This window comes from Enterobacter hormaechei ATCC 49162 (assembly GCF_001875655.1).
Taxonomy (GTDB): Bacteria; Pseudomonadota; Gammaproteobacteria; order Enterobacterales; family Enterobacteriaceae; genus Enterobacter; species Enterobacter hormaechei.
The window spans coordinates 75,490-102,099 of sequence record NZ_MKEQ01000001.1 but is presented as its reverse complement, the minus strand read 5'-3'; the positions used below and the strand labels follow the sequence as shown (position 1 = coordinate 102,099).

The window sequence follows — 26,610 nt, the reverse complement described above, 5'->3', positions numbered from 1 at the left end:
AGGTTTGCGATCGGCGTCGCGCTATTAGCAAAACCATCGTTAACCATTAGTTTAATTCATGTGAATAGTTAAGCCGAGGTGGGTGTTCCCTCTTACACTATGCGCAGTTATAACATCGTTACTGGAACCCCAGTAACCCTGTCAGGAGTGTGAAAGTGATTAGTATATTCGACATGTTCAAAGTGGGGATTGGTCCGTCTTCTTCCCACACTGTAGGGCCGATGAAGGCCGGTAAACAGTTCGTCGATGATCTGGTCGAAAAAGGATTACTGGAAAGCGTTACCCGTGTTGCCGTAGACGTTTACGGTTCACTGTCATTAACGGGTAAAGGCCACCACACCGATATCGCCATAATTATGGGTCTGGCGGGCAATATGCCGGACACCGTTGATATTGATGCCATTCCGGCATTTATCCGCGACGTGGAAACGCGCGGTCGTTTGCTGCTGGCTAACGGTCAGCACGAAGTGGACTTCCCGCAGGATGACGGGATGCGTTTTCGTAGCGACAACCTGCCGCTGCATGAAAACGGCATGACCATCCACGCCTGGAACGGCGAAAAAGAGATCTACAGCAAAACCTACTACTCCATCGGCGGCGGCTTTATCGTTGACGAAGAACACTTTGGCAAAGAGAGCGCGGGCGATGTGAATGTGCCCTATCCGTTTAAATCGGCCACTGAGATGCTGGGCTACTGCAAAGAGACCGGTCTGTCCCTGTCCGGCATGGTGATGAAGAACGAACTGGCGCTGCACAGCAAGAAAGAGATCGAAGACTATTTTGCTAACGTGTGGCAAACCATGCGCGCCTGCATTGACCGCGGGATGAACACCGAAGGCGTTCTGCCTGGACCACTGCGCGTCCCGCGTCGTGCTTCTGCCCTGCGCCGCATGCTGGTCACCACCGACAAGTTCTCCAATGACCCAATGAACGTGGTTGACTGGGTCAACATGTTTGCCCTCGCGGTTAACGAAGAGAACGCGGCGGGGGGTCGCGTTGTGACGGCACCAACCAACGGCGCGTGCGGCATCGTTCCGGCGGTGCTGGCCTACTACGATCACTTTATCGAGCCTGTGACGCCGGACATCTATATCCGTTATTTCCTCGCGGCAGGCGCTATCGGCGCGCTGTACAAGATGAATGCCTCTATCTCCGGCGCCGAAGTGGGCTGTCAGGGTGAAGTGGGCGTGGCCTGCTCCATGGCGGCAGCGGGTCTGGCGGAGCTGCTGGGCGCAAGCCCTGAGCAGGTGTGCGTGGCGGCGGAAATCGGCATGGAGCACAACCTCGGTCTGACCTGTGATCCGGTTGCCGGCCAGGTGCAGGTGCCATGCATTGAGCGTAACGCCATCGCCTCCGTCAAAGCGATCAACGCCTCGCGTATGGCAATGCGCCGTACCAGCGAGCCACGCGTGTCGCTGGATAAGGTGATTGAAACCATGTACGAAACCGGCAAAGACATGAACGCGAAGTACCGTGAGACCTCGCGCGGCGGTCTGGCTATTAAGGTGCAGTGCGACTAAGCCTTCCTTTCGCCCATCTGCTACGGATGGGCGAATTTTCCCCTCTCGTCTCGTCGCTTTACGTATTCCCCACTACACTGTCACTGTTGCGTCTGGCTTTTCTGGCCGATGCTTATCAGGCGACCGTTCATGCAAACTGCACAAACGATCATAAAAGACTATCGCCGAAAACGCGTTATCGTCTGTGTCACGGTTGCGCTCGTTACGCTCGTCCTGACGCTGGGCATTCGCTTTATTTCACAGCGCAACATAAATCAGGATCGGATCCACGACTTTACTCTCCACACCGTGCGCGCGCTTGATAAGGTGCTTCTCTCGTTAGAGGCCCAGCGCGAAATGCTGCTTTCTCTGGTTGGCATACCCTGTTCTGAGGCGAATCTGATCCTGCGAAAACAGGCGGCGATCCTCCAGACCGTTCGCTCCATCGCCCTCGTTAAAGATGGAATACTGTATTGCTCAAGCGTCTATGGCAGCCGAAATGTGCCCGTCAGTGAGTTTGTGCCCCTGCTTCCGGTCAGTGAATCCAGGCTGCTGCTGTTGACCGATCGGTGGCTGGTAAAAGGCAGCCCGGTACTGATTCAGTGGTCTCCCCTCCCGAGCGACGGCAATGACGGGGTGATGGAGGTGGTGAACATCGATCTCATCACTAAAATGATTCTGGAGCCGCAGCGGCCGCAGATCACCGACGTTGTCCTGAAAGTGGGTGATAAGTTCCTCCGCGACGGGCAACAGGTGACGAATACGCCGACTATCAATGAAAACGCCTCCCTGCTGGAGCAGTCGTCACAGCATTACCCATTCAGCGTCACGGTGAGCGGCCCGGGGCCAGGCGAAATGGCGTTGAAAACGCTGCCCACCCAGCTGCCGCTGGCATTGATACTCAGTTTACTGATGGGCTATATCGCCTGGCTCGCCACGGCGCGGCGCATGAGTTTTACCTGGGAAATTAATCTGGGCATTGCGGCACGGGAGTTTGAACTCTTCTGCCAGCCGCTGGTGAATGCCCGCACCCGGGAGTGCGTCGGCGTCGAGATCCTCCTGCGCTGGAACAACCCGCGTCAGGGATGGATTTCGCCCGATGTTTTTATCCCTCTGGCCGAAGAACATAACCTGATTGTTCCGCTTACCCGCTATGTCATCAGCGAAACGGTGCGTCAGATAGGCTATTTCCCGGCCTCACGGGATTTTCATATTGGTATCAACGTGGCTGCCAGCCATTTTCGCCGCGCGGTGCTGATCCGCGATCTCAACCGCATCTGGTTTAACGCGAACCCTGTTCAACAGCTGATTGTGGAGTTAACCGAACGCGATGCATTGCTTGATGTGGATTACCGCATCGTGCGTGAGCTTCACCGCAAAGGCGTGAAACTGGCGATAGATGATTTTGGTACCGGCAACAGTTCACTTTCGTGGCTGGAAAAACTTCACCCGGATGTGCTGAAAATTGATAAATCCTTCACCACCGCGATCGGCACCGACGCCGTGAACTCAACGGTAACGGATATCATTATTGCGCTGGGTCAGCGGCTGAATATTGAACTGGTTGCGGAAGGGGTTGAAACGGAGGAACAGTCACGCTATTTGCGCCGTCACAGCGTGCATATTTTGCAGGGGTATTTGTATGCGCGGCCGATGCCGCTGCGGGAATTTCCGAAATGGCTGGCGGAAAGTCACTCTCCGCCAGCCCGTCATAACGGGCACATCGTGCCCTTATTGCCGCTACGCTAGATAGCGTTACTCTTCTTCGTCGTGTGCAGAGTGCTCTTTAACAATACGCACCATGTCCACGCGATAGTCGTTGGCTTCAACGATGGTAATTTGCAGCGGCGGCAGTTCGAGCACATCACCGATGCGCGGGATCTGCCCGTTAACGGCAATCACCAACCCTGCCACCGTGGCGATGTCTTCATCGTCATTGACCACGTTTTCCACGCCCAGCGTGTGCGAGAGCGCGTGCAGATCGGTAGTACCTTTCACCAGCCAGCCGTCACCGTCGGCAACGATTTCCGGCGTTTCATCCGCATCAGGGAATTCACCGGCAATCGCTTCCAGCACGTCCAGCGGCGTCACCAGACCCTGTACCACACCAAATTCGTTGGTGACGATAACAAAGCTCCCGCGGGCACGACGCAATACGCCCAGCAGGTTGATCGGATCCAGCGTTTCCGGCACGACAATCGCAGGCGACGCGGCCGCAACGGCCTCGACGTTAACCCCCTCTTCAAGGGCTACCAGCATCTCTTTTGCGCGCACGACACCGATGATTTCATCCAGCTCACCCCGGCAGACCGGGAACAGGCTGTGCGGCGAGGAGAGCAACTGCTGACGAATTTCATCAACGCTCAGGTTGGCGTCCACCCAGCTGATTTCACCGCGCGGGGTCATAATGCCGCGCAGGGAGCGGGAAGCCAGCGAAAGCACGCCATTGATCATGTAGCGTTCTTCTTCCACAAACGCGCCTTCCGGCACCGGAACCGGGTTGCGGTTCTCGTTATCAGCCTGCACGTTCACCTGACGACGCCCGCCCATCAGTCGCAGAATCGCATCTGCGGTACGGGCTCGCAGCGGCTGATTCGACTGCTGTTTAATAAAGTTGCGACGCGCAATCTGGTTAAACAGTTCAATCAGAATCGAGAAGCCAATCGCGGCGTACAGGTAGCCTTTCGGAATATGGAAGCCGAAACCTTCTGCCACCAGGCTCAGACCAATCATCAGCAGGAAGCTCAGACACAGCACGACGACCGTCGGATGCTGGTTGACGAAACGCGTCAGCGGTTTAGACGCCAGCAGCATGACCGCCATCGCAATCACAACCGCCGCCATCATCACCGGCAGATGGTTCACCATACCGACCGCCGTAATCACCGCATCCAGCGAGAAGACCGCATCAAGCACCACAATCTGAAGAACAACCACCCAGAAGCTGGCATACCCCTTACCGTGACCGTCATCATGCTGCCGGTTCTCCAGCCGTTCATGCAACTCTGTTGTGGCTTTGAACAGCAGGAACAGTCCCCCCACCAGCATGATTAAATCGCGGCCGGAGAAGGTGAAATCCATGACGGTGAACAGGGGCTTCGTCAGGGTGACCATCCACGAGATCACAGACAGTAAGCCCAGTCGCATGATCAGCGCCAGCGAGAGGCCGATCAGACGGGCTTTATCACGCTGTTTCGGCGGCAGTTTATCCGCGAGGATGGCGATAAACACCAGGTTATCAATACCGAGAACGATCTCCAGCACGACCAGCGTAAGCAAGCCTACCCAGATTGACGGGTCCATTAAGAATTCCATGACACGCTCCTGCTAAAGGAATGACAAAACGGTGCCCCGCTACTGACGGGCATTTCAAAGGGAAAGAGAGTCGATGCGTGGCGAAGATCGCCGGTGAATAAGGCGCGGGATGGCCTGGAAGATGACTGACGTCGGTGACGGTCCATATAGTGGGCTGTAGCCCTATACTCCTGAATAATTAAACGGACGCTAAACATATCAGAGACAATTGGTTTTTAGCAAAGATTTACGTTCCTTTGCAAACTTCTGTAACACACGCGGATTATCTTAGAGAAAAATCTGTAAGGCGTAGCTAAATTACGGATCTTCATCACATAAATTATTTTTTCACTATCTAAAATAATTCGCGGAAGTCTTAGTTTTTTTAACTCTAACCCTTATCTGAATCGATTCGGTTCGCCAATACGATTCTCAGTACGCCTGCCTGGCAGACGTATAAATGATAATAAAAGGAGGTAGCAAGTGACCATTGCTATTGTCATAGGCACACATGGTTGGGCTGCGGAGCAGTTACTCAAAACAGCAGAAATGCTGTTGGGCGAGCAGGAAAACGTCGGCTGGATCGATTTCGTTCCCGGTGAAAATGCCGAGACGCTGATTGAAAAATACACTGCTCAGCTTGAGAAGCTGGATACCAGCAAGGGCGTGCTATTTCTCGTGGATACATGGGGCGGCAGCCCATTCAACGCTGCCAGCCGCATTGTCGTCGATAAAGAGCATTATGAAGTCGTCGCCGGGGTTAACATCCCTATGCTGGTGGAAACCTTTATGGCGCGCGACGATAACCCAGCCTTTGATGAACTGGTGGCACTGGCGGTTGAAACCGGTCGCGAAGGTGTGAAAGCACTGAAAGCGCAGCCGGTTGAGAAACCAGCCCCTGTTGCGGCAGCGCCAAAAGCGGCGGCACCCGCAAAACCGATGGGTCCGAACGATTACATGGTTATCGGCCTGGCGCGTATTGATGACCGTCTGATCCACGGCCAGGTGGCGACACGCTGGACCAAAGAGACCAACGTACAACGCATCATCGTGGTCAGTGACGAAGTGGCCGCCGACACTGTCCGTAAAACCCTTCTCACCCAGGTTGCTCCGCCGGGCGTCACCGCGCACGTCGTGGATGTCGCCAAAATGATCCGCGTTTACAACAACCCGAAATATGCGGGCGAGCGCGTGATGCTTCTCTTCACCAACCCGACAGACGTCGAACGCATTGTTGAAGGCGGCGTGAAAATCACCTCCGTTAACATTGGCGGTATGGCATTCCGTCAGGGCAAAACGCAGGTCAACAACGCGATTTCAGTAGATGCGAAAGATATCGAGGCCTTCAATAAACTGAATGCCCGCGGTATCGAACTGGAAGCCCGTAAGGTTTCCACGGATCAGAAACTGAAAATGATGGATTTGATCGGCAAGGTGGGGAAATAAGCCCGGGCCGGTTTTTCATATAGAGCTTATGTAATAGGAGAAGTGCAATGGAGATTACTACTCTTCAGATTGTACTGGTGTTCATCGTCGCATGTATTGCGGGTATGGAGTCCGTACTTGATGAATTTCAGTTCCACCGTCCACTGGTGGCCTGTACGTTGATTGGCGCCGTTCTCGGTGACATGAAAACCGGTATCATCATCGGTGGTACCCTGGAAATGATCGCCCTCGGCTGGATGAACATCGGTGCGGCAGTGGCGCCAGATGCCGCGCTGGCGTCCATTATTTCAACCGTTCTGGTTATCGCTGGTCACCAGAGTATTGGTGCCGGTATCGCGCTGGCTATCCCACTGGCCGCAGCGGGTCAGGTGCTAACCATCATCGTTCGTACTATCACCGTTGCCTTCCAGCACGCGGCGGATAAGGCGGCCGAAAACGGCAACCTCACCGCGCTCTCCTGGATCCACGTGTCTTCCCTGTTCCTGCAAGCGATGCGTATCGCGATCCCTGCGGTTATCGTGGCGATCTCTGTCGGCACCAGCGAAGTTCAGGGCATGCTGAATGCGATCCCTGAAGTGGTCACCAGCGGTCTGAACATTGCGGGCGGCATGATCGTGGTGGTTGGTTATGCGATGGTCATCAACATGATGCGCGCAGGCTACCTGATGCCATTCTTCTACCTCGGCTTCGTTACCGCTGCGTTCACCAACTTCAACCTGGTTGCGCTGGGTGTGATTGGTGCGGTGATGGCGATTCTTTATATCCAGCTCAGCCCGAAATACAACCGCGTCGCGGGTGCCCCTGCGCAGGCAGCTGGTAACAACGATCTCGATAACGAACTGGACTAACAGGTGAGCGAAATGGTTGATATGACTAAAACTACCACTGAGAAAAAACTCACTCCGGGTGATATTCGTGGCGTGTTCATCCGTTCTAACCTGTTTCAGGGTTCATGGAACTTCGAACGTATGCAGGCGCTCGGCTTCTGCTTCTCCATGGTACCGGCCATCAAACGCCTGTATCCGGAAAACAACGAAGCACGCCGTCAGGCAATTAAGCGTCACCTGGAATTCTTCAACACCCATCCTTATGTTGCAGCGCCTGTTCTGGGCGTGACGCTGGCGATGGAAGAGCAGCGTGCGAACGGGGCTGAGATCGACGATGGTGCTATCAACGGTATCAAAGTCGGTCTGATGGGGCCGCTGGCAGGCGTGGGCGACCCGATCTTCTGGGGTACGGTGCGTCCGGTCTTTGCGGCACTGGGCGCCGGGATCGCCATGAGCGGCAGCCTGCTCGGTCCCCTGCTGTTCTTCATTCTGTTCAACGCGGTGCGTCTGCTGACCCGTTACTACGGCGTGGCGTACGGTTACCGTAAAGGGGTGGATATCGTTAAGGATATGGGCGGCGGCTTCCTGCAAAAACTGACTGAGGGGGCGTCAATCCTCGGCCTGTTTGTAATGGGAGCCCTGGTGAACAAGTGGACGCACGTGAACATCCCGCTGGTGGTTTCGACGATCACCGGTCAGGATGGTCAGACCCGTGTCACCACCGTGCAGACTATTCTGGACCAGCTGATGCCGGGCCTGGTCCCGCTGCTGTTAACCTTCGCCTGTATGTGGCTGCTGCGTAAAAAAGTGAACCCGCTGTGGATCATCGTTGGCTTCTTCGTCATCGGTATCGCGGGCTACGCCGTCGGCCTGCTGGGTCTGTAATAAAATGCGTTACCGACCGGGGGCTTGCCCCCGGTCTTTTTATCTGGAGGATGAATGACTGTCACGGACACCGTACTGGTTTTATTTATTGTTGCCCTACTGGCTTACGCGATCTATGACGAGTTCATTATGCCTCGCCGCCACGGCGAGACGCTGCTGACCCTTCCCCTTTTACGCCGTGGACGCGTTGATGCGTTTATCTTCGCGGGTCTGGTAGTCATCCTGATTTACAATAACGTGACCAGCCACGGTGCAATATTAACCACATGGTTATTATGTGCGCTGGCATTAATGGCCATTTACCTGTTCTGGATCCGCGCGCCTAAACTCATTTTTAAAAAACACGGATTTTTCTTCGCCAATGTCTGGATAGAATATAACCGTATTAAAGAGATGAATTTATCTGAAGACGGGGTACTGGTGATGCAATTAGAACAACGCCGCCTGCTCATCCGGGTTAAAAATATTGATGACCTGGAAAAGATCTACAAATTACTCCTTAAAACTCAATGAGTTAATATTATAGCATCGGCTATATATTGCATTATTCTTCAATGCGCAATATAGCCGTTGCTATATCTTCTCTGCTAATTAACTTATATTTATTAACGATATTTTCACGCATAAATCTAAATGAAAATCGTTATCAACGAAGTGGCTAAATAAAGCCTTCTTCGTTGTTGTTTTATATTCTCAAAATATGTTAAGGTTGCGCCCGTCGTTGGGGAGTAGCCGATTTCCTGCTTACAGGAAATGTACGTGTCAACATACTCGTTGAAAAACGTGGCGCGTACGGATCGCTTTCAGCACACTTACTGTGCAGAAGTGATCAGGCGAGACCATAGATACATCAACTGCTGTTTACTGGGGGCAGTGATGTGTCATATGGATATCCCCGGTCTGGACGCTCTTATGAATATCTCCGCTACAATCCTTCTGGCTTTTGGCATGTCCATGGACGCGTTTGCCGCCTCTATCGGTAAAGGTGCTACCCTCCATAAACCTAAATTTTCCGAAGCCCTGCGTACCGGTCTCATCTTTGGCGCTATCGAAACGCTGACGCCGCTTATCGGCTGGGGTCTGGGAATGCTCGCCAGCCAGTTCGTGCTGGAGTGGAACCACTGGATTGCCTTCGTGCTGCTGGTGTTCCTCGGCGGACGCATGGTGATTGAAGGGTTTCGTGGCAACAGCGATGAAGATGACGCGCCGCTGCAACGTCACGGCTTCTGGCTTCTGGTGACAACCGCCATCGCAACCAGCCTGGACGCAATGGCCGTGGGTGTTGGTCTGGCGTTTTTGCAGGTCAATATTATCGCCACCGCGCTGGCGATTGGCTGCGCCACGCTGATCATGTCAACGCTGGGGATGATGGTGGGTCGCTTCATTGGCCCGCTGTTGGGTAAACGTGCCGAAATACTGGGCGGTATCGTACTGATCGGGATTGGTGCCCAAATCCTTTGGGCACACTTCGCGGGTTAACCTTCGCGCTGCCAGCAATGGATGCTGAAATCCGTCTGGCAGCAAAATTCAGTCTGTGCTGCCAGCGTTTCCCACACCTCTGGTTTTGCCCTCCATGCAAAGGGCGTCATTTGCAGTAACGCCACCGCTTCGCTTCCTTGTAACGTCATGTCATACGCCACCGACTGCGCCTGCTTTAACGCAAAGCCCGCCAGTTGTTCAGAGTGAGGCGCATGCAGGTGGACTTCATCATAGATCAGCCCTTTCAGCTCCAGCAGGTGACGTGGCCCGGGCGTGACGGTGATAACCCACCCGCCGGGCTTAACGACGCGCGCCAGCTCCTCTGCCTTGCACGGCGCATAGATACGCACCACGGCGTCCATACTCGCCTCCTCAAACGGCAGGCGGTGGCTGGAGGCCACGCAGAACGTTACCGCTGAGTAGCGTTTGGCTGCCGCACGGATAGCCACCTTCGAGACGTCCAGCCCGTAAGTTTCAGCGCCCTTCTCAGCCGCCACGTCAGCAAACGTGGCAGTGTAATAGCCTTCACCGCAGCCGATATCCAGCATAGCGGATGCGCCTTCTGTCAGAGATCCACGGAGTAAGGCGACAACCGCATCCCTGAGCGGTTGATAGTGCCCGGCATCAAGAAACGCCCGGCGCGCCTGCATCATCTCTGCGCTGTCACCCGGATCCCGGGAACGCTTGTGCTGTACAGGCAGAAGATTCACATAGCCTTCTTTCGCCCGGTCAAACTGATGTCCCTGTGGACAGATAAACGTTTTCTCCGCGCGCGTCAGCGGCGCGTGGCAAAGGGGACAACTGAAAGACATGACAACTCCAGGGCGTAAACCGAAAGGCGAAGTGTACCGCTATTCGCCAGGGTTATAAACGGCTGGGTGGCGCATCACGATCAGATGGTCAGAATCTGCCGGCAGCCCGTCTGGCTTCACGTTTTCCAGGCGCAGAACGTTGCCCATAATTTCGCTGAATACGGGTGCGGAAACGGCCCCGCCGTAATAGGCGCCGTTTTGCGGATCGTTAATCACCACCACCAGCGCAAATCGGGGATCGCTGGCAGGCGCAACGCCTGCGGTATAGGCGACGTATTTATCCACATACTGCCCATGCTCATCGATTTTTTTGGCCGTCCCGGTTTTTATCGCCACGCGATAGTTACGCACCGCCGCTTTGATCCCCCCACCGCCGGGTAACGCGACGCTCTCCATCATGTGTTCCACCTCGTGAACAATTTCCTCGGACATCACCCGCTTGCCAATCACCGGCGGATCGATACGGGTGATGGACAGAGGCCGTTCAATACCATAACTGCCGATGGTGGCATACACATGCGCCAACTGGAGAGGGGTGACCATCAGGCCATAACCAAAGGCAAAGGTCGCCCGGTCTAACTGACTCCAGAATTTTCGCTGCGGCAGTAAACCTGCGCTTTCTCCCGTTAAACCAAGCCCGGTACTCTCGCCAAAACCAAAGTTTTTATAGGTATCCAGTAACCGTTGCACGGGCATCGCCAGCGAAAGACGGGATACGCCTGTGTCGCTGGATTTTTGCAAAATCCCGGTCATCGTCAGCTCGGGGTAGTAACCCACATCACGAATACGATGACCATCAATGGTGTAGGGATGCGTGTCTATCACGCTGTCAGGCTGAACCAGCCCCTGCTGTAGCGCCGTCATTAACACCAGAGGCTTAACGGTAGAGCCTGGTTCAAAGGTGTCGCTGATCGCACGATTGCGAAAATCATCCAGCGTTGCCCCTTCCCGGTTGTTGGGGTTGAAGTCGGGGAAGCTCGCCATCGCCAGTATTTCGCCCGTCTGGATATTAATCAGTACCGACGCACCAGATTCGGCTTTGTTCCACGCCACGGCGTTATCCAGCGCGTCTTCGGTGATGGTTTGCAGGCGTTCATCGATACTAAGCTGGATATTATGTGCAGGTACGGGAGCCACCTCCGTGAGGTTTTCAACCACGTGTCCGTAGCGATCTTTCCTGACCAGCCGCACGCCTGCCTTGCCGGTAAGCTGCGTGTTGAAGCTTTTCTCGACGCCCTCAATGCCCTGACCATCAATATTCGTGAAGCCAATCAGGTTAGCCGCCACATGTCCGGCAGGATAAAAACGGCGGGACTCATCGCGGAGATTGATGCCGGGAAGACGCAGCTTATCGATCCACTTTGCCTGGGAGGGATCAACCTGACGGGCAAGGTAAATAAATCGCCCGTGCGGGTTGCTGTTGATTCGTGATGCGAGCGTGCTCAGAGAAAGGTGTAAGGCATTTGCCAGAGCCTGCCAGCGCGAGTCAAAACCGACCCCTCCTTTTTCCAGCACTGTTTTAGGATCGGCCCAGACGGCCTGGACAGGGACGCTTACCGCAAGGGGACGCCCTTCACGGTCTACAATCATCCCACGCGGGGCGTCTATCGCCACTTCGCGCAGAGAACGCATATCCTCCTGCTTTACCAGATTATCCGGTTTGATAATTTGTAGCCACGCCACGCGGCCCAGCAGAAATGCAAGGCTACAAAAGATGGCGAGACACAGCAGTGCAAAACGTGCCGGAGTAAAGTTTCCGTTGGTCGTTATTGTATTTTTTTTCACCTTAACCCCAGGGCTGTTGATCAACGCCCTGATTTAACGGGAAAAACGGCTAATCAGGCGGGAAAACAATGCTAATAACCTCGCGGCTTTGCAACAAGATAATAACAGAGGAGGATTACGTAATATTTTGAAAAATAAGCGAATAAAAAAGCCCCGCATCGGCGAGGCTTATGTCTGAGATCGAAGCGCCGGGCGCTTCAGTCAGCAGTGATTCGATCAGATAGCAGTTACGTTAACCGCAGCTGGGCCTTTCTGGCCATCCTGAATTTCGAACTCAACGTTCTGGCCTTCAGCCAGAGTTTTGAAGCCGTTACCCTGGATTGCAGAGAAGTGTACGAACACGTCTTTGCTGCCGTCAGCAGGAGTAATGAAACCAAAACCTTTAGACTCGTTGAACCACTTAACTTGACCTTTAATCTTTGCCATTTGCAAAATTCCTTAGAGTGTTTTCTTAGCCCGCAGGCTTTGACTTAGATAAAACTGAGACATTACTGCTTGAGGCACTAATATAAGGTTCGGCAGAGAAGCGGTATTCAACGACAACGTGTTTACTCAGGACTTCTTTACTGAAAATGCCACACATAAACAGAACTGTACCTCGTTTGACCCAAAACGTGTTATCACACACAACGTTTAATATGGCAAGCCATTTTTAAACGTGTCTCGATCCGCCGCACAAATTCAGGCTTTACTTCTAACAATCTGCACAGTTATGCGAATTGTCGAATGAAGCACCACCTGACCTGACTGCCCGCAGGGTGCAATGACGCGCCCTGTAATCAAAGACTTTTTAAACATAGCTCAATCATTTCAAAGCGTCCATCCCAATCCCTGTTTTTCTTAAAAGTAATGACTGAGTTAGAACATTTTGTGAAAAGTTATGCTGAAAACATTGCAACGCACCAATGTGTGACAGGGAATATACGATGTTAATTCCATTTTGCTAACTGTATTAAAATCCACCATTTAATAAGCGTTATTCTGCACCAAAATAATGAAATTTTTATGACTCTGCCTCAAAAGAAGGCAAGCAAAACGTTTCGATAAAAATAAAACACTTCAGGAAAGATAAAGCACACTCTTTATTCAACGAAACCGTAATTGTTGAATAAGGATAAATATTCGCCAATTTTCAGTATGCTGAAACAATAGTTAACGGCTGCTTAATTACATGCAGAGATGTTGAGGGGCACATTTGATCAGGGAGGGGATTTACGCCGTACGTCAGGCCACCTCCCCGCTCCGGGCAGACTATCGTTCGGCTACCAGGCGAATGAAGTCTTCCTCGTCTTGTTGAGCAACGGCGTCCTTCGCTACCTCTTTCGCTTCCGGCTCGTTGGCTTCACACAAACGACGCAGCAACGCATTCTGCCGTTTCTGCTGATCGAGCAATGCTTCCAGCAGCTCAACCTGCTCGTTGGTGCGGGAGCTGGCGCGGTTAACAAAGAACCACAGCACCAGCCCAACGACCAGCACCACCAAAGACATGACCAGGGATGCAATGCTCAGCAGCCCCGAATTCAGTAACTCACCCATTTCACCACCTCAGTAAAAACCGCCATTTTACCACTGCCGCCACGTAAGGACATCACTCAGCGTAAAAATGGCCTCTACCAGGGGATAAATTTATTGATTGAACAAATGCCGCTAAAGAACTGTACATCCTGATCGCACATCACATTGATAGTCTGCGTCCACAGCACCACGCATGCTATCAACACGATAATCAGAATTACCCAGCGTATTTTTTTCACTCCACACTCCGTCTTATGACCTGATGCAGCCAGGTTATCACGGTTATCTTAAACAGGGGCTAACTGTACCTTCAACAGACTCTTTTCGGAATCGTGCACTTGTTTCACTGCGTAAACCCGTTACGCTTACTCCATGACAACAAAGAAAAAAGAGGCAACGATGCGTTTACTTATTCGTACGGTAATTGTACTGGCCATTGTGTGGATCGGCCTGTTATTAAGTGGGTATGGCGTACTTATGGGGAGCAAAGAAAATGCCGCGGGTCTGGGTATCCAGTGTAAATATCTCACCGCCCAGGGGGTAAGCACGGCACAGTACATCCATTCAGACAGCGGGGTCATCGGGTTAACCAACTGTCCTGTGCTGCGAAAATCATCTGTTGTGGTTGATAACGGCTAATCAGCGCTGAATTTTGCTTACAAAAACGCCGCACTGTTGCGGCGTTTTTGTTGGGTCGTCGATCAGAACGGATAGTCGTTATAGCCCATCTGCTCTGAAATTTTGCGCGCTGCGGTATGCAGAATCGCCACATATTCATGAAGACGCTCTTCGGAGAAACGCAGCGTTGGGAACGAAATGCTCAGGCCCGCAATGACAACGCCGAAGCGGTCAAATACCGGCACACCGATGCAACGCAGCCCCTCTTCCTGCTCTTCGTTATCTTCCCCATAACCCTGCTCACGCACCTGATCCAGCACGCTCAGCAGTTCATCCGTACTCGTAATCGTGCGGTCGGTGCTGCGTTTATATTCCACACCGTCAAGGATTTGCTTCACCTCTTCGCGATCGCGCCAGGCCAGCAGCACTTTACCAATTGCGGTGCTGTACAGCGGGTTACGACGACCGATGCGTGAATACATGCGCAGGTTGTACATGGAGTCAATTTTGTGGATGTAAACAATGCTGTCTTCATCCAGTGCGCCAAGGTGAATGGTCTCTTTCGTCAGCCGCGAAAGTTCGCGCATCTGAATGTCAGCGCTGCGGATCAGATCCACGTTTTGCAAGGCGCGGGCACCCAGTTCAAACAGTTTCAGGGTCAGAGAATATTTTTCTGATTCTCCTTCCTGCGCGACATAACCCAATGATTTCATCGTCTGCAAAAAGCGATAAACGGTGCTTTTCGACATCATCACACGCTGCGACAACTCTGTAATACCAATTTCACGCTCTTCTCCGAGCGCCTGCAAGATGCCAAACACCTTCAGCACGGAAGAAACAGAATCTGGCTGCTTATCCAAATCTGCGATTGCCATTTATCACCTCATGGAGAGTGTTTTATAAAAATCAGAACCGGTTTTTATTATAAATTCGTGTGATGCGTGCTGCAATCTGTCTGGCTTTACTTCGTTACAAATCTGCGACATAAAACCGAAATAACGATGCTAAAATAGTTACCCTGAAAATAATTTCACGTTGAGTCATTCTTTTCCCATGCAAAAAAACGTTTCTGATGGCCTGCCCTTACCGCAGCGGTATGGGGCAATTGCCACTATTGTCATCGGTATTTCGATGGCTGTCCTTGACGGTGCGATTGCCAACGTGGCGCTTCCTACCATTGCCAAAGACCTTAATGCTTCTCCCGCAAGCTCCATCTGGATTGTTAATGCGTATCAGATAGCGATTGTGATTTCCCTTTTGTCACTCTCATTCCTGGGCGATATGTTTGGTTATCGCCGGGTTTACCAGTGCGGGCTGGTGGTCTTTACCCTCACCTCGCTCTTCTGTGCTCTTTCCGATTCTCTGCACACCCTTACGCTTGCGCGTATCGCACAGGGCTTTGGCGGCGCGGCGCTGATGAGCGTGAATACGGCCCTGATACGACTCATCTATCCTCATCGCCATCTTGGGCGCGGCATGGGCATTAACTCCTTTATTGTTGCCGTGTCGTCTGCCGCCGGGCCGACGATTGCCGCCGCCATTCTGTCCGTTGCCTCGTGGCAGTTGCTGTTTGCCATTAACGTGCCGCTGGGCGTTGTGGCGATCTTCTTCGCCCTGCGCTATTTGCCGGAAAATGGCCCGAAAAGCGCTATGCCGCGTTTTGATCTGCCCAGCGCGGTGATGAACGCGCTGACGTTCGGCCTGCTGATTACCGCGCTCAGCGGCTTTGCTCAGGGGCAGTCTCTGACGCTGATCGCCGCAGAAATCGTTGCCATGCTCACCATCGGCTTTTTCTTCGTGTGGCGTCAGTTGGCCCTGCCTGTGCCATTATTACCTGTCGATTTACTGCGTATTCCGCTGTTTTCGCTCTCCATTTGTACCTCCATTTGTTCGTTCTGCGCCCAGATGCTGGCGCTGGTTGCGCTGCCGTTCTTTTTACAGAGCGTGCTTGGTCGTTCGGAAGTGGAAACAGGCTTGCTGCTCACCCCCTGGCCTCTGGCAACCATGGTGATGGCTCCGCTGGCGGGTTACCTTATTGAGCGAGTTCATGCCGGACTGCTGGGGGCGATTGGGCTGGTCGTCATGGCGGTGGGACTGTTTGCGCTGGCGCTCCTGCCCTCCTCACCGGGAGATCTGGATATTATCTGGCGCATGATCCTCTGCGGGGCCGGTTTTGGACTGTTCCAGTCTCCCAATAACCATACGATCATCACCTCGGCCCCACGTCATCGCAGCGGTGGCGCCAGCGGGATGCTGGGTACGGCAAGATTGTTAGGGCAAAGCACCGGGGCCGCGATGGTGGCGTTGATGTTTAACCTTGCCGGGCAGAATGCGACACACGTTGCGCTGGTTACCGCTGGGACACTGGCGACACTCGCGGCGATCATCAGCGGCCTTCGTGTCACCCAGCCAAAGGCGCAGGCATAAAAAAACCGGGCGGAGAAGCTCTCCTGCCCGGTTTTTTTCTACCCGATTACGTTACTTCAGGTATTCGCCGCTACGCAGCGCTTCAATACGTTTATCCAGCGGCGGGTGAGACATGAACAGTTCGCTCAGCGATTTTGATTTACCGTTGATGCAGAAGGCCATCATGCTGTTCGCTTCCTGCGGCTCGTAGCTGGTTTTCAGACGTTGCAGCGCGGCAATCATCTTCTCACGGCCCACCAGCTTCGCTGAACCGGCATCCGCGTGGAACTCACGGTGACGGGAGAACCACATGGTAATGATGCTTGCCAGGATACCAAACACCAGCTCCAGCACCATCGAAACAGCAAAATAGATCAGCGGGTTGCCGTTGCTCTCTTCACCCTCATCGCGGTTGCCTCCCATAAACCCGGCAGCAATTTGCGCCAGAATACGGGAAATAAAGATAACGAAGGTGTTCACCACACCCTGGATCAGGGTCATGGTGACCATATCGCCGTTGGCGATGTGGCTGATCTCGTGAGCAATAACCGCTTCCGCTTCGTCACGGCTCATGTTTTGCAGCAGACCGGTACTGACGGCCACCAGGGACGCGTCACGACGCGCACCGGTAGCAAATGCGTTGATATCCGGCGCGTGGTAGATGGCTACCTGCGGCATGGCAATGCCCGCCTGTTTTGACTGCTGAGCAACGGTGCTCATCAGCCACTGTTCCATATCGTTACGCGGTTGCTCAATAACTTCACCGCCAACGGATTTCAGTGCCATCCACTTTGACATCAGCAGTGAAATGAAAGAGCCACCGAAACCAAACAGCAGCGCCATAATCAACAGACCCTGAACGCTGCTCGACTGAATTCCCGTCAGGCTTAGCACCAGCCCGAATACCACCATGACCGCCAGGTTGGTGAGCAGGAAGAGCGCGATTCGCATCATAATATTCTTTTAACCTCAGTTTAACAAAACGCACTATGCGATTACCCACATCGTATGGGTATTGCGGCTATTTTCAAGCATCCAGACGGCGTAAGTCACCAGAAAGACACAACTTTACACAATTGGAAATCTGTCTGACGGAAGGATGAGGAACAAAAAGAAACAGGCACAATTTCTTGTGCCTGTTGGGGGATTATTTTGCCGGAGCAGGTTGCACGGCTGGCTTCTCTTTCTCCAGCTTCGCGAGATCAAGCGCGATATGCACCGTCTCGTCCAGATACGGATCGGGCTCCTGGTAATCCTTCGGCAGATCGTCCAGTTTTTTGAGCAGAGGCTTGCCTTCACGTTTGAAGCGATCGTTGATACGCGCCAGACGTGTTGCGTCATCTTCATTGTTCTCTTTTTCACGCTGGGCGTAGTTCAGAGAGACAATGTTCCGTTTCGCTTTAAGCGCGTTGAAACGTGCGATGTCCTTCATGATGTACTGGAATTCCGGATCCTTCCCGATGCGATCGTTGTGATTTTTCAGCAGTTCCGGTCCGAACTGTTTCATATCACCCGATTTCACGAATGTCGCGGCATCAATGCTATCCCACGGCAGCGCGTTATCTTCAAACTTCTCGCCCGTTTCCGTCTCTTCAGTACCTGTCGGCATCAGGATATCCGGCGTAACGCCTTTGCGCTGGGTACTGCCGCCGTTGACGCGGTAAAACTTCTGAATGGTGTACTGTACTGAACCCAGCGCTGGCCATTCAGGGCGCAGCATCTGGTCGTAAATACGGTTCAGAGAGCGGTACTGCTGCACGGTGCCCTTGCCAAACGTCGGTTCGCCGACGATTAACGCACGGCCATAATCCTGCATGGCAGCAGCGAAGATTTCCGATGCAGAGGCACTGAAGCGATCGACCAGCACCACCAGCGGACCTTTATAGTAAACCACGCCATCGGTATCGGCATCTTCACGCACTTTACCGTTGTTATCACGCACCTGTACCACCGGGCCAGACGGGATAAACAGCCCGGAAAGCGAGACGGCCTCGGTCAATGCCCCGCCGCCGTTGCTGCGCAGGTCAATGATCACGCTGCTGACATTCTGCTTCTCAAGCTTCTGGAGCTGCACTTTCACATCGTCGGTCAGGCCAACGTAGAAGCCTGGGATATCCAGAACGCCAACCTTCTCTTTACCCACGGTTTTCACCGACATTTTCACCGCGCGATCTTCCAGACGGATACGCTCACGGGTCAGAGTAACGATACGGGTTTTGGTCCCCTTACCGGCTGGCAGGATCTCCAGGCGAACTTTGCTGCCCTTCGGCCCTTTGATCAGCGCAACAACGTCATCAAGACGCCAGCCAATCACGTCCACCATGCTCTTTCCGGTTTGACCGACACCGACAATACGGTCGCCTACGCTGATCGCTTTGCTTTTCGACGCAGGGCCACCGGCCACCATGGAGTTGATCACGGTGTAGTCATCGTCCATCTGAAGCACCGCACCAATGCCTTCCAGAGACAGGCTCATTTCGGTATTGAACTGTTCGGTGTTGCGTGGAGAGAGATAATTGGTGTGCGGATCAATTTCATGCGCAAACGCGGTCATCGCCAGTGAGAAAACATCTTCACTGTTGGTCTGCGCCAGACGACGAATAGCGAATTTGTAGCGACGGTTTAACGTCTCACGAATCTCTTTTTCGTCTTTGCCCGTGAGCTTGAGGCTCAGTTCGTCATATTTGACTTTTCCGTCCCACAGCGCATTCAGTTCAGCCTCGTCTTTCGGCCATGGCGATTTGCTGCGGTCCAGATTAAAGGTGTCGTTGCCGGTGAAGTCCATCGGACGTTCCAGCACCTTCAGCGCGTATTGATAACGTTCAAAACGGCGCTTTTGCGATAAATTGTACAGATCGTAGAACAGATCCAGCTTTCCGGAGCGCAGCTCATCACCCACGTCGGATTTGCGTTTAGCGAACTGTTCGACATCGCTGGCCAGCAGTACGTTATGGCTGTAATCCAGCAAGTTCAGATAACGGTCAAAGATTTTGGCCGAAAAGGCCTGATCGAGATCGAACTGACGATAGTGCGAACGAGTAAAGCGCGACGTCACGCGCTCACTCACCGTCGCGTGCTGAGTCTCTTCCTTGAGAACCGGAATTTGATCTACACGCGTAATATCGTCCACAGCGAAAGCGTGGCCTGTTATAGCAAACAGGCCAGCCAGCGCGGTGAGCTTAAAAAAAGTGTTCATGCCAGGCTCGGCCTCCGTTTCAGAACAACAAGTGTTCTGCGCGTACAATCATTGACATACCAGAAGTCAGCTGTACACGAACGCCATCTTTGGTGATTTCCAGTACGGTGGCGTCCATCGCGTTGTTACCCGCTTTAACCTTCAGAGACTGACCCACGCTGAGCGCGTTGATGTCAGAAACCGGGGTGTGGCGCGGCTCTTCGCGCGGCGCACGTGGGGCTTTAGCTGCTGGTTTGTCAGCACGCGGTTTGCGATCGTTATTTTCAGCACGACGCGGTGCCGGGCGCGGTTTACGCTCGCGACGAGGGGCGTCTTCCTGACCGTTAGCCGCTGCGGCTTCGCGTTTTTTCGCCTGCTGTTCCGCACGCTGTGCCTGCACGCGAGCTTTGGCTTCTTCAAGCTGCTTACGCGCATGTTCTACGTGCTGCTCGTCCAGCTCACCGCACGGGTTGCCATCGAGGTCGACACGGGTCGCACCCGGCTTGATACCGTACAGGTAACGCCAGCTCGAGGTATAAAGGCGTAAGGCAGAACGAAGCTGCGTTTTGCTGAGGTTCATCTCCCCCTCAACGCGCGCGACCAAATCCTGAAAGATACCGACTTTCAGAGGACGCGCTTCACCTTCAGCGCTGAAGCACTGCGGGAAACGCTCGGCCAGAAATGCGATAACTTCTTTACTGCTATTCAACTTAGGTTGATTTTCCATGAAATTTCCTGATTACAACGGACGTTGCCAACAAGCGCAGGCATGAACAGGCGACATTATAATGACGCTATCAGTAAATGCTACGTTATCCGTTGATTATCCTGCGACGCTCGCAAAGAATTTATGATAATCGGTCTCTGCCAGAACATTTTCCAGGTTTGCCGCCAGCGCGCGCAACCCCTGCTCATCCTCGGCAGTAAAGCGACTGAAGACCGTGCTGTCGATATCCAGAACGCCAATAATCTGATTTTTAACCACCAGCGGCAGTACGATTTCAGAATTGCTGCTGGCATCGCAGGCAATGTGGCCGTCAAACGCATGAACGTCCTCGACACGCTGAACCTGCCGGGTCGCCACTGCGGTACCGCACACGCCGCGACCTACCGGGATACGCACGCAGGCGAGTTTCCCCTGGAAAGGCCCCAGCACCAGCGTGTCACCTTCGAGCAGATAAAAGCCCGCCCAGTTCACGTCAGAAAGGCGTTCGAACAGTAACGCACTGGTATTTGCCAAAGTGGCTAAGAAACTGGTTTCCCCCGCCATTAATGCCTTAAAATCGCGATTCAGATCCGCGTAGAATTCTGTTTTGTTCATTATTCAATCACTTAGTTAACTTACATATTTACCGCATAGCCTATTAAAATAAGCATTAAATGCGCTCATGCTCAAGATGAATCCGTTCATGAGTTATTATAACTTTCAACAATACTTATCTGTGTGCGACTGATGGCCCTAAAAACACCCCAAATTACGCCGACACGAAAGATCGTTGTCCGTACGGTAAGCCAGGCTCTGCCTCGTGCACATTATCAGCGTTGTCCGCAGTGCGATACGCTTTTTATGTTGCCGAAGATGAAATCGCACCAAAGCGCTTTTTGTCCTCGCTGCGATGCCAAAATTCGCGATGGTCGGGACTGGTCATTGACGCGGCTGGCGGCCATGGCGGTCACCATGCTGCTGCTGATGCCCTTCGCCTGGACCGAGCCGCTGTTAAAGCTCTACCTCCTTGGCGTGCGTATTGACGCTAACGTGTTGCAGGGGATCTGGCAGATGACGCGCGAGGGCGATCCGCTTACGGCCGCCATGGTGCTGTTCTGCGTCGTCGGCGCCCCACTGGTACTGGTCGCGGCAATTGCCTACCTGTGGTTTGGCAACATCCTGGGGATGAACCTGCGCCCGGTCCTGCTGATGCTGGAAAAGCTCAAAGAGTGGGTCATGCTGGACATCTATCTGGTCGGCGTGGGTGTGGCCTCCATCAAGGTGCAGGACTATGCTTTTTTACAGCCTGGCATTGGCCTTTTCGCGTTTATTTCGCTGGTCCTGCTGAGTATTTTGACCCTGATTCATCTGAATGTTGAACAGCTTTGGGAGCGATTTTACCCTCAGCGCCCCGCGACCCGACCTGATGAAAACCTGCGCGTCTGCCTGGGGTGTCATTACACCGGTTTCCCGGATAAACGCGGGAGGTGCCCGCGCTGCCACATTCCGTTAAGATTGCGGCGCAACAACAGCCTGCAAAAATGCTGGGCGGCGCTTATTGCCTCTCTGGTCTTTTTGTTCCCGGCCAATATGCTGCCGATCTCCGTGATTTATGTGAACGGCGCCCGTCAGGAAGATACTATCCTTTCAGGGATTATCTCTCTGGCGCACAGTAACGTGGGGGTCGCCGCCATCGTTTTCATCGCCAGTATTCTGGTGCCCTTTACCAAAGTGGTGGTGATGTTTACGCTGCTTATCAGCATTCACTTTAAATGCGAACAAGGATTACGCACCCGCATCCTGCTTCTGCGATTCGTGACCTGGATTGGTCGCTGGTCGATGTTGGATCTGTTCGTGATTTCGCTGATGATGTCGCTCATCAATCGCGATCAGTTACTTGCTTTTACCATGGGACCCGCAGCTTTTTATTTCGGCTCTGCGGTGATATTGACTATTCTTGCAGTGGAATGGCTGGACAGCCGCTTACTTTGGGACGCACATGAGTCAGGAAACGCCCGCTTCGCCGACTGAAGCGAGAATTAAAACAAAACGCCGCATTTCGCCATTCTGGTTGCTGCCTGTCATCGCGCTGATGATCGCAGGCTGGCTTATCTGGACGACCTATGAAGATCGCGGAAGTACCATCACGATTGATTTCCAGTCTGCGGACGGCATTGTCGCCGGACGCACCCCCGTTCGCTTTCAGGGGGTGGAAGTGGGCACCGTGCAGGATATTTCCCTCGGCAAAGGGCTGAACAAAATCCAGGTCCGGGCGAGCATTAAGTCTGACATGCAGGATGCCCTGCGCGCCGAAACGCAGTTCTGGCTGGTCACGCCTAAAGCCTCCCTGGCTGGCGTTTCCGGGCTGGATGCGCTTGTCGGCGGTAACTATATCGGCATGATGCCCGGGAAAGGTGAGCCACAGGATCACTTTGTTGCGCTGGATACCCAGCCGAAATACCGGCTGAATAACGGCGATTTGATGATCCACCTCCGCGCGCCGGATCTCGGCTCGTTGAACAGTGGTTCTCTGGTCTATTTCCGCAAAATTCCGGTGGGCCGCGTTTACGATTACGCCATTAACCCGAACAAAGATGGCGTGACCATTGATGTACTCATCGAACGGCGTTTTACCAGCCTGGTGAAAAAAGGCAGCCGCTTCTGGAACGTCTCCGGCGTCGATGCCGACCTGAGCTTAAGCGGCGCGAAAGTGAAGCTTGAGAGCCTGGCGGCGCTGGTGAATGGCGCTATCGCCTTCGACTCACCTGCTGACTCCAGCCCTGCCGAGGCAGAAGATACCTTTGGCCTGTACGCTGACCTTGCGCACAGCCAGCGCGGAGTCATCGTCAAATTGACCCTGCCGGATGCCAAAGGCCTGAAAGCCGGTTCGACCCCGCTGATGTATCAGGGATTAGAGGTCGGTCAGCTGACAAAACTAACCCTCAATGCGGGCGGCTCCGTTACCGGCGAAATGACGGTGGATCCGAGCGTGGTGGATCTCCTGCGGGAAAAAACGCGCATTGAACTGCGTAATCCGAAGCTCTCCCTCAGCGACGTCAGCATCAGTTCTCTGCTGACGGGCAGTACCTTTGAACTGATCCCCGGTGAAGGTGCGCCGAATAAAAACTTCGTTATCGCACCAGCGGATAAAGCCCTGCTGCAAAAACCAGGTGTGTTGACGGTGACGCTGAATGCGCCGGAAAGCTATGGTATCGAAGCCGGGCAACCGCTGATCCTGCACGGTGTGCAGGTGGGCCAGGTTCTCGAACGTAAGCTGTCGGAAAAAGGGGTCTCCTTCTCCGCCGCCATCGATCCGCAGTACAGCAACCTGGTCCACGGCGACAGTAAATTTGTGGTTAACAGCCGGGTCGACGTGAAGGTGGGTCTGGACGGGGTTGAGTTCCTCGGCGCCAGCGCCAGCGAATGGGTTAACGGCGGGATCCGCATTCTGCCGGGCAGCAAAGGTGCGCTGCGCGAGAGCTATCCGCTGTTCGCCAATCTGGACAAGGCCATTGAAAACAGCCTGGGCGACCTGCCGACCACCACGCTGACCTTAAGCGCTGAAACGCTGCCGGATGTCCAGGCAGGCTCCGTCGTGCTTTATCGTAAGTTTGAGGTCGGGGAAGTGATCACCGTTCGTCCCCGTGCGGACGCGTTTGATATCGAGCTGCATATCAAACCGGAATACCGCAAGCTGCTCACGCCAAACAGCGTGTTCTGGGCTGAAGGCGGCGCGAAAGTGCAGCTTAACGGCAACGGGCTGACCGTACAGGCCTCTCCCCTCTCCCGTGCCCTGCGCGGTGCGATCAGCTTTGATAACCTGAGCGGCGCGGGCGGCAACATGCGTAAAGGTGACAAGCGGATCCTCTTCCCGTCTGAAACCGCGGCGCGCGCCGTCGGGGGTCAGATTACCCTACACACTTTTGACGCCGGTAAACTGGCGGAAGGCATGCCCATCCGCTATCTCGGCATTGATATCGGGCAGGTCCAGAAGCTGACGCTGATCACCGCGCGCAATGAAGTCCAGGCTACCGCCGTGCTTTATCCGGAATATGTGCAGACCTTTGCCCGGGCAGGCTCGCGCTTCTCGGTGGTTACGCCGCAAATTTCTGCCGCAGGGGTTGAGCACCTCGACACCATTCTTCAGCCGTACATTAACGTTGAACCGGGTCGCGGCAACGCACGTCGCGAATTTGAGTTGCAGGAGGCAACCATCACCGACTCCCGTTATCTGGACGGTCTGAGCATTGTGGTTGAAGTGCCGGAAGCCGGTTCGCTGGGCATCGGCACGCCGGTGCTGTTCCGCGGCATTGAAGTGGGGACGGTCACGAGCCTGACGCTGGGTAATCTTTCCGATCGCGTGATGGTCGGCCTGCGCATCAGCCAGCGTTATCAGCATCTGGTTCGCAACAACTCGGTGTTCTGGCTGGCTTCAGGCTACTCGCTGGACTTCGGCCTGACCGGTGGCGTGGTCAAAACGGGGACCTTCAACCAGTTCATTCGCGGCGGCATAGCCTTTGCGACGCCTCCGGGTACGCCTCTGGCACCTAAGGCGCAGGCAGGAAAACATTTCCTGCTGCTGGAAAGTGAACCGAAAGAGTGGCGCGAATGGGGAACGGCGCTGCCACGTTAATCTCGCAGGCTCCGGTGTCAACGCGCCGGAGCCTTTATGTTACACTGCGCACCTGAATGTTTCCCTGTGGTGTGCCCGTGGCTCAAAACTCCGTATTTCTTCCTGAACAATTCCTCGCACAGATGCGCGAGGCGCTTCCTGCTCATCTCTCTTTCGACGATTTTGTCGCCGCCTGCCAGCGCCCTTTGCGCCGCAGTATTCGCGTCAATACGCTAAAAATCAGCGTCGGGGCGTTTCTGGATCTCGTCTCCCCCTACGGCTGGCAACTGACGCCGGTGCCGTGGTGTGAAGAAGGGTTCTGGATCGAGCGGGATGACGAAGAGAGCTTGCCGCTCGGCAGCACCGCCGAGCACCTGAGCGGGCTGTTTTATATTCAGGAAGCCAGCTCCATGCTGCCGGTTGCCGCGCTGTTTGCCGATGATAACCAGCCTGAGCGGGTCATGGACGTGGCGGCGGCGCCTGGCTCCAAAACCACGCAGATTGCTGCCCGGATGAATAACCGCGGCGCGATCCTCGCTAACGAATTTTCTGCCAGCCGCGTCAAAGTTCTGCATGCCAATATCAGCCGCTGCGGGATCCACAACGTCGCCTTGACGCACTTCGACGGTCGCGTGTTTGGGGCTGCCCTGCCGGAAGCCTTTGATGCCATCCTGCTCGACGCGCCCTGTTCCGGCGAAGGCGTAGTGCGCAAAGATCCTGATGCATTAAAAAACTGGTCTGTTGCAAGCAACCTGGAGATCGCCGCCACGCAACGTGAACTGATCGACAGTGCGTTCCATGCCCTGCGCCCAGGCGGGACGCTGGTTTATTCCACCTGTACGCTTAATCGCGATGAAAACGAGGATGTCTGCCTGTGGCTGAAGCAACGCTATGCGGATGCCGTCGAGTTTCTGCCGCTGGACACCCTCTTCGACTCGGCCAGTCATGCGGCCACGCCTGAAGGCTTCCTGCACGTCTTCCCACAGATTTACGATTGCGAGGGCTTCTTTGTTGCGCGTCTGCGTAAAACCCGTGCCGTCGATCCCCTGCCTGCGCCTGCGTTTAAGGTCGGCAACTTCCCGTTCGCGCCGGTCAAAGGCCGTGAAGCGGCACAGGTGCAAGCGGCTGCGAGCAAAGTGGGCCTGCACTGGGATGAGAGCCTGCGCCTCTGGATGCGTGACAAAGAGCTGTGGTTGTTCCCGACCACTATCGAACCGCTGATAGGTAAAGTGCGTTTCTCCCGCCTCGGTATTCGCCTGGCGGAGATCCACAACAAGGGCTATCGCTGGCAGCACGAAGCGGTCATTGCGCTGGCAGGTGATGAGAACACCTTCGCCCTGACGCATCAGGAAGCGGAAGAGTGGTATCGCGGTCGTGACGTTTACCCGGAGAACAGCCCGGCGCAGGATGAAGTGATCGTGACGTATCAGGGCTTTCCGCTGGGGCTGGCAAAAAAAGTCGGCTCGCGGCTAAAAAACAGCTATCCGCGCGAACTGGTACGCGATGGTCGCCTGTTTACCGGTAACAACCGCACTGCCTGAAAAAAACGCA

At 54.1% G+C, this 26,610-nt stretch carries 23 protein-coding genes, 1 pseudogene and 1 riboswitch; of the genes and pseudogenes, 12 read left to right on the top strand and 12 right to left on the bottom strand.

Annotated elements, in window-relative coordinates; genetic code table 11:
- The first annotated feature begins 155 nt into the window (after window positions 1-155).
- Complete coding sequence (sdaA, locus tag BH712_RS00610) at window positions 156-1,520, top strand: L-serine ammonia-lyase (protein WP_006810990.1); 1,365 nt, start codon at window positions 156-158, stop codon at window positions 1,518-1,520.
- 129 nt (window positions 1,521-1,649) lie between these two features.
- Window positions 1,650-3,248, top strand: a complete 1,599-nt coding sequence (locus tag BH712_RS00605; RefSeq protein ID WP_032673894.1) for an EAL domain-containing protein — start codon at window positions 1,650-1,652, stop codon at window positions 3,246-3,248.
- A gap of 6 nt (window positions 3,249-3,254) precedes the next feature.
- On the opposite strand, the gene yoaE is transcribed toward BH712_RS00605, so the two are convergent.
- Entirely contained in the window at window positions 3,255-4,814 is a 1,560-nt protein-coding gene (gene yoaE / locus BH712_RS00600) for a CNNM family cation transport protein YoaE (RefSeq protein WP_006810992.1), read from the bottom strand.
- A gap of 462 nt (window positions 4,815-5,276) precedes the next feature.
- Between yoaE and manX the strand changes: the two genes are divergently transcribed.
- The 5 genes from manX (at window position 5,277) to mntP (ending at window position 9,430) form a co-directional block, all read left to right on the top strand.
- Window positions 5,277-6,239 (top strand): PTS mannose transporter subunit IIAB, encoded by a 963-nt coding sequence (gene manX, locus BH712_RS00590; RefSeq protein WP_006810993.1) that lies wholly within the window; start codon window positions 5,277-5,279, stop codon window positions 6,237-6,239.
- A gap of 47 nt (window positions 6,240-6,286) precedes the next feature.
- Window positions 6,287-7,087 (top strand): PTS mannose transporter subunit IIC, encoded by an 801-nt coding sequence (gene manY / locus BH712_RS00585; protein ID WP_003859914.1) that lies wholly within the window; start codon window positions 6,287-6,289, stop codon window positions 7,085-7,087.
- A gap of 12 nt (window positions 7,088-7,099) precedes the next feature.
- Entirely contained in the window at window positions 7,100-7,951 is an 852-nt protein-coding gene (locus tag BH712_RS00580; protein WP_006810994.1) for a PTS mannose transporter subunit IID, read from the top strand.
- Window positions 7,952-8,005: 54 nt separating this feature from the next.
- Window positions 8,006-8,464 (top strand): DUF986 family protein, encoded by a 459-nt coding sequence (locus BH712_RS00575; protein WP_006810995.1) that lies wholly within the window; start codon window positions 8,006-8,008, stop codon window positions 8,462-8,464.
- 198 nt (window positions 8,465-8,662) lie between these two features.
- A riboswitch (yybP-ykoY riboswitch) is annotated at window positions 8,663-8,862 on the top strand.
- A 1-nt stretch (window position 8,863) separates the two neighbouring features.
- Entirely contained in the window at window positions 8,864-9,430 is a 567-nt protein-coding gene (mntP, locus tag BH712_RS00570) for a manganese efflux pump MntP (protein WP_032622454.1), read from the top strand.
- Here mntP and rlmA read toward each other — a convergent pair.
- From rlmA to mgrB, 6 genes and pseudogenes are all read right to left on the bottom strand, one after another.
- Complete coding sequence (gene rlmA, locus BH712_RS00565) at window positions 9,427-10,242, bottom strand: 23S rRNA (guanine(745)-N(1))-methyltransferase (RefSeq protein ID WP_006810997.1); 816 nt, start codon at window positions 10,240-10,242, stop codon at window positions 9,427-9,429. The genes mntP and rlmA overlap by 4 nt on opposite strands.
- Window positions 10,243-10,281: 39 nt before the next feature.
- Window positions 10,282-12,027, bottom strand: a complete 1,746-nt coding sequence (gene ftsI / locus BH712_RS00560) for a peptidoglycan glycosyltransferase FtsI (protein ID WP_032673896.1) — start codon at window positions 12,025-12,027, stop codon at window positions 10,282-10,284.
- 216 nt (window positions 12,028-12,243) lie between these two features.
- Window positions 12,244-12,453, bottom strand: a complete 210-nt coding sequence (gene cspE, locus BH712_RS00555; protein WP_001062678.1) for a transcription antiterminator/RNA stability regulator CspE — start codon at window positions 12,451-12,453, stop codon at window positions 12,244-12,246.
- Between the two features lie 12 nt (window positions 12,454-12,465).
- Window positions 12,466-12,610: pseudogene (locus BH712_RS00550) on the bottom strand (DUF2627 domain-containing protein).
- A gap of 668 nt (window positions 12,611-13,278) precedes the next feature.
- Entirely contained in the window at window positions 13,279-13,563 is a 285-nt protein-coding gene (locus BH712_RS00540) for a YebO family protein (protein WP_006811000.1), read from the bottom strand.
- Between the two features lie 74 nt (window positions 13,564-13,637).
- Window positions 13,638-13,781, bottom strand: a complete 144-nt coding sequence (mgrB, locus tag BH712_RS00535; protein WP_003859906.1) for a PhoP/PhoQ regulatory lipoprotein MgrB — start codon at window positions 13,779-13,781, stop codon at window positions 13,638-13,640.
- Between the two features lie 160 nt (window positions 13,782-13,941).
- Here mgrB and BH712_RS00530 point away from each other — a divergent pair, with 160 nt between their 5' ends.
- Entirely contained in the window at window positions 13,942-14,181 is a 240-nt protein-coding gene (locus BH712_RS00530; RefSeq protein ID WP_032673897.1) for a YobH family protein, read from the top strand.
- A 62-nt stretch (window positions 14,182-14,243) separates the two neighbouring features.
- Here the strand turns inward: BH712_RS00530 and kdgR are convergent, their stop codons facing one another.
- Window positions 14,244-15,035 (bottom strand): DNA-binding transcriptional regulator KdgR, encoded by a 792-nt coding sequence (gene kdgR / locus BH712_RS00525; protein ID WP_006811002.1) that lies wholly within the window; start codon window positions 15,033-15,035, stop codon window positions 14,244-14,246.
- A gap of 178 nt (window positions 15,036-15,213) precedes the next feature.
- Between kdgR and BH712_RS00520 the strand changes: the two genes are divergently transcribed.
- Window positions 15,214-16,587: an MFS transporter gene (locus tag BH712_RS00520; RefSeq protein ID WP_006811003.1), complete on the top strand. Its 1,374-nt coding sequence runs from the start codon at window positions 15,214-15,216 to the stop codon at window positions 16,585-16,587.
- A 51-nt stretch (window positions 16,588-16,638) separates the two neighbouring features.
- Here the strand turns inward: BH712_RS00520 and htpX are convergent, their stop codons facing one another.
- The 4 genes from htpX to BH712_RS00500 all read right to left on the bottom strand — a co-directional run bounded on the left by htpX (window position 16,639) and on the right by BH712_RS00500 (window position 21,062).
- Entirely contained in the window at window positions 16,639-17,520 is an 882-nt protein-coding gene (gene htpX / locus BH712_RS00515; RefSeq protein ID WP_003859899.1) for a protease HtpX, read from the bottom strand.
- Window positions 17,521-17,713: 193 nt separating this feature from the next.
- Window positions 17,714-19,762 carry a carboxy terminal-processing peptidase gene (gene prc, locus BH712_RS00510; RefSeq protein WP_006811004.1) on the bottom strand — a complete coding sequence of 683 codons (2,049 nt, stop codon included), beginning with the start codon at window positions 19,760-19,762 and terminating at the stop codon, window positions 17,714-17,716.
- A 19-nt stretch (window positions 19,763-19,781) separates the two neighbouring features.
- Window positions 19,782-20,468 (bottom strand): RNA chaperone ProQ, encoded by a 687-nt coding sequence (proQ, locus tag BH712_RS00505; RefSeq protein ID WP_006811005.1) that lies wholly within the window; start codon window positions 20,466-20,468, stop codon window positions 19,782-19,784.
- Between the two features lie 96 nt (window positions 20,469-20,564).
- Window positions 20,565-21,062, bottom strand: a complete 498-nt coding sequence (locus BH712_RS00500) for a GAF domain-containing protein (RefSeq protein ID WP_006811006.1) — start codon at window positions 21,060-21,062, stop codon at window positions 20,565-20,567.
- Window positions 21,063-21,194: 132 nt separating this feature from the next.
- Between BH712_RS00500 and yebS the strand changes: the two genes are divergently transcribed.
- The 3 genes from yebS to rsmF all read left to right on the top strand — a co-directional run bounded on the left by yebS (window position 21,195) and on the right by rsmF (window position 26,600).
- On the top strand, window positions 21,195-22,478 hold the full coding sequence (gene yebS, locus BH712_RS00495; protein WP_032674115.1) for a membrane integrity lipid transport subunit YebS: 1,284 nt from the start codon (window positions 21,195-21,197) through the stop codon (window positions 22,476-22,478).
- Window positions 22,447-25,080, top strand: a complete 2,634-nt coding sequence (locus BH712_RS00490; protein WP_006811008.1) for a PqiB family protein — start codon at window positions 22,447-22,449, stop codon at window positions 25,078-25,080. Before yebS ends, BH712_RS00490 begins: the two co-directional genes overlap by 32 nt.
- A 122-nt stretch (window positions 25,081-25,202) precedes the next feature.
- Window positions 25,203-26,600, top strand: a complete 1,398-nt coding sequence (gene rsmF, locus BH712_RS00485) for a 16S rRNA (cytosine(1407)-C(5))-methyltransferase RsmF (RefSeq protein ID WP_420890504.1) — start codon at window positions 25,203-25,205, stop codon at window positions 26,598-26,600.
- The last annotated feature ends 10 nt before the right edge of the window (window positions 26,601-26,610 follow it).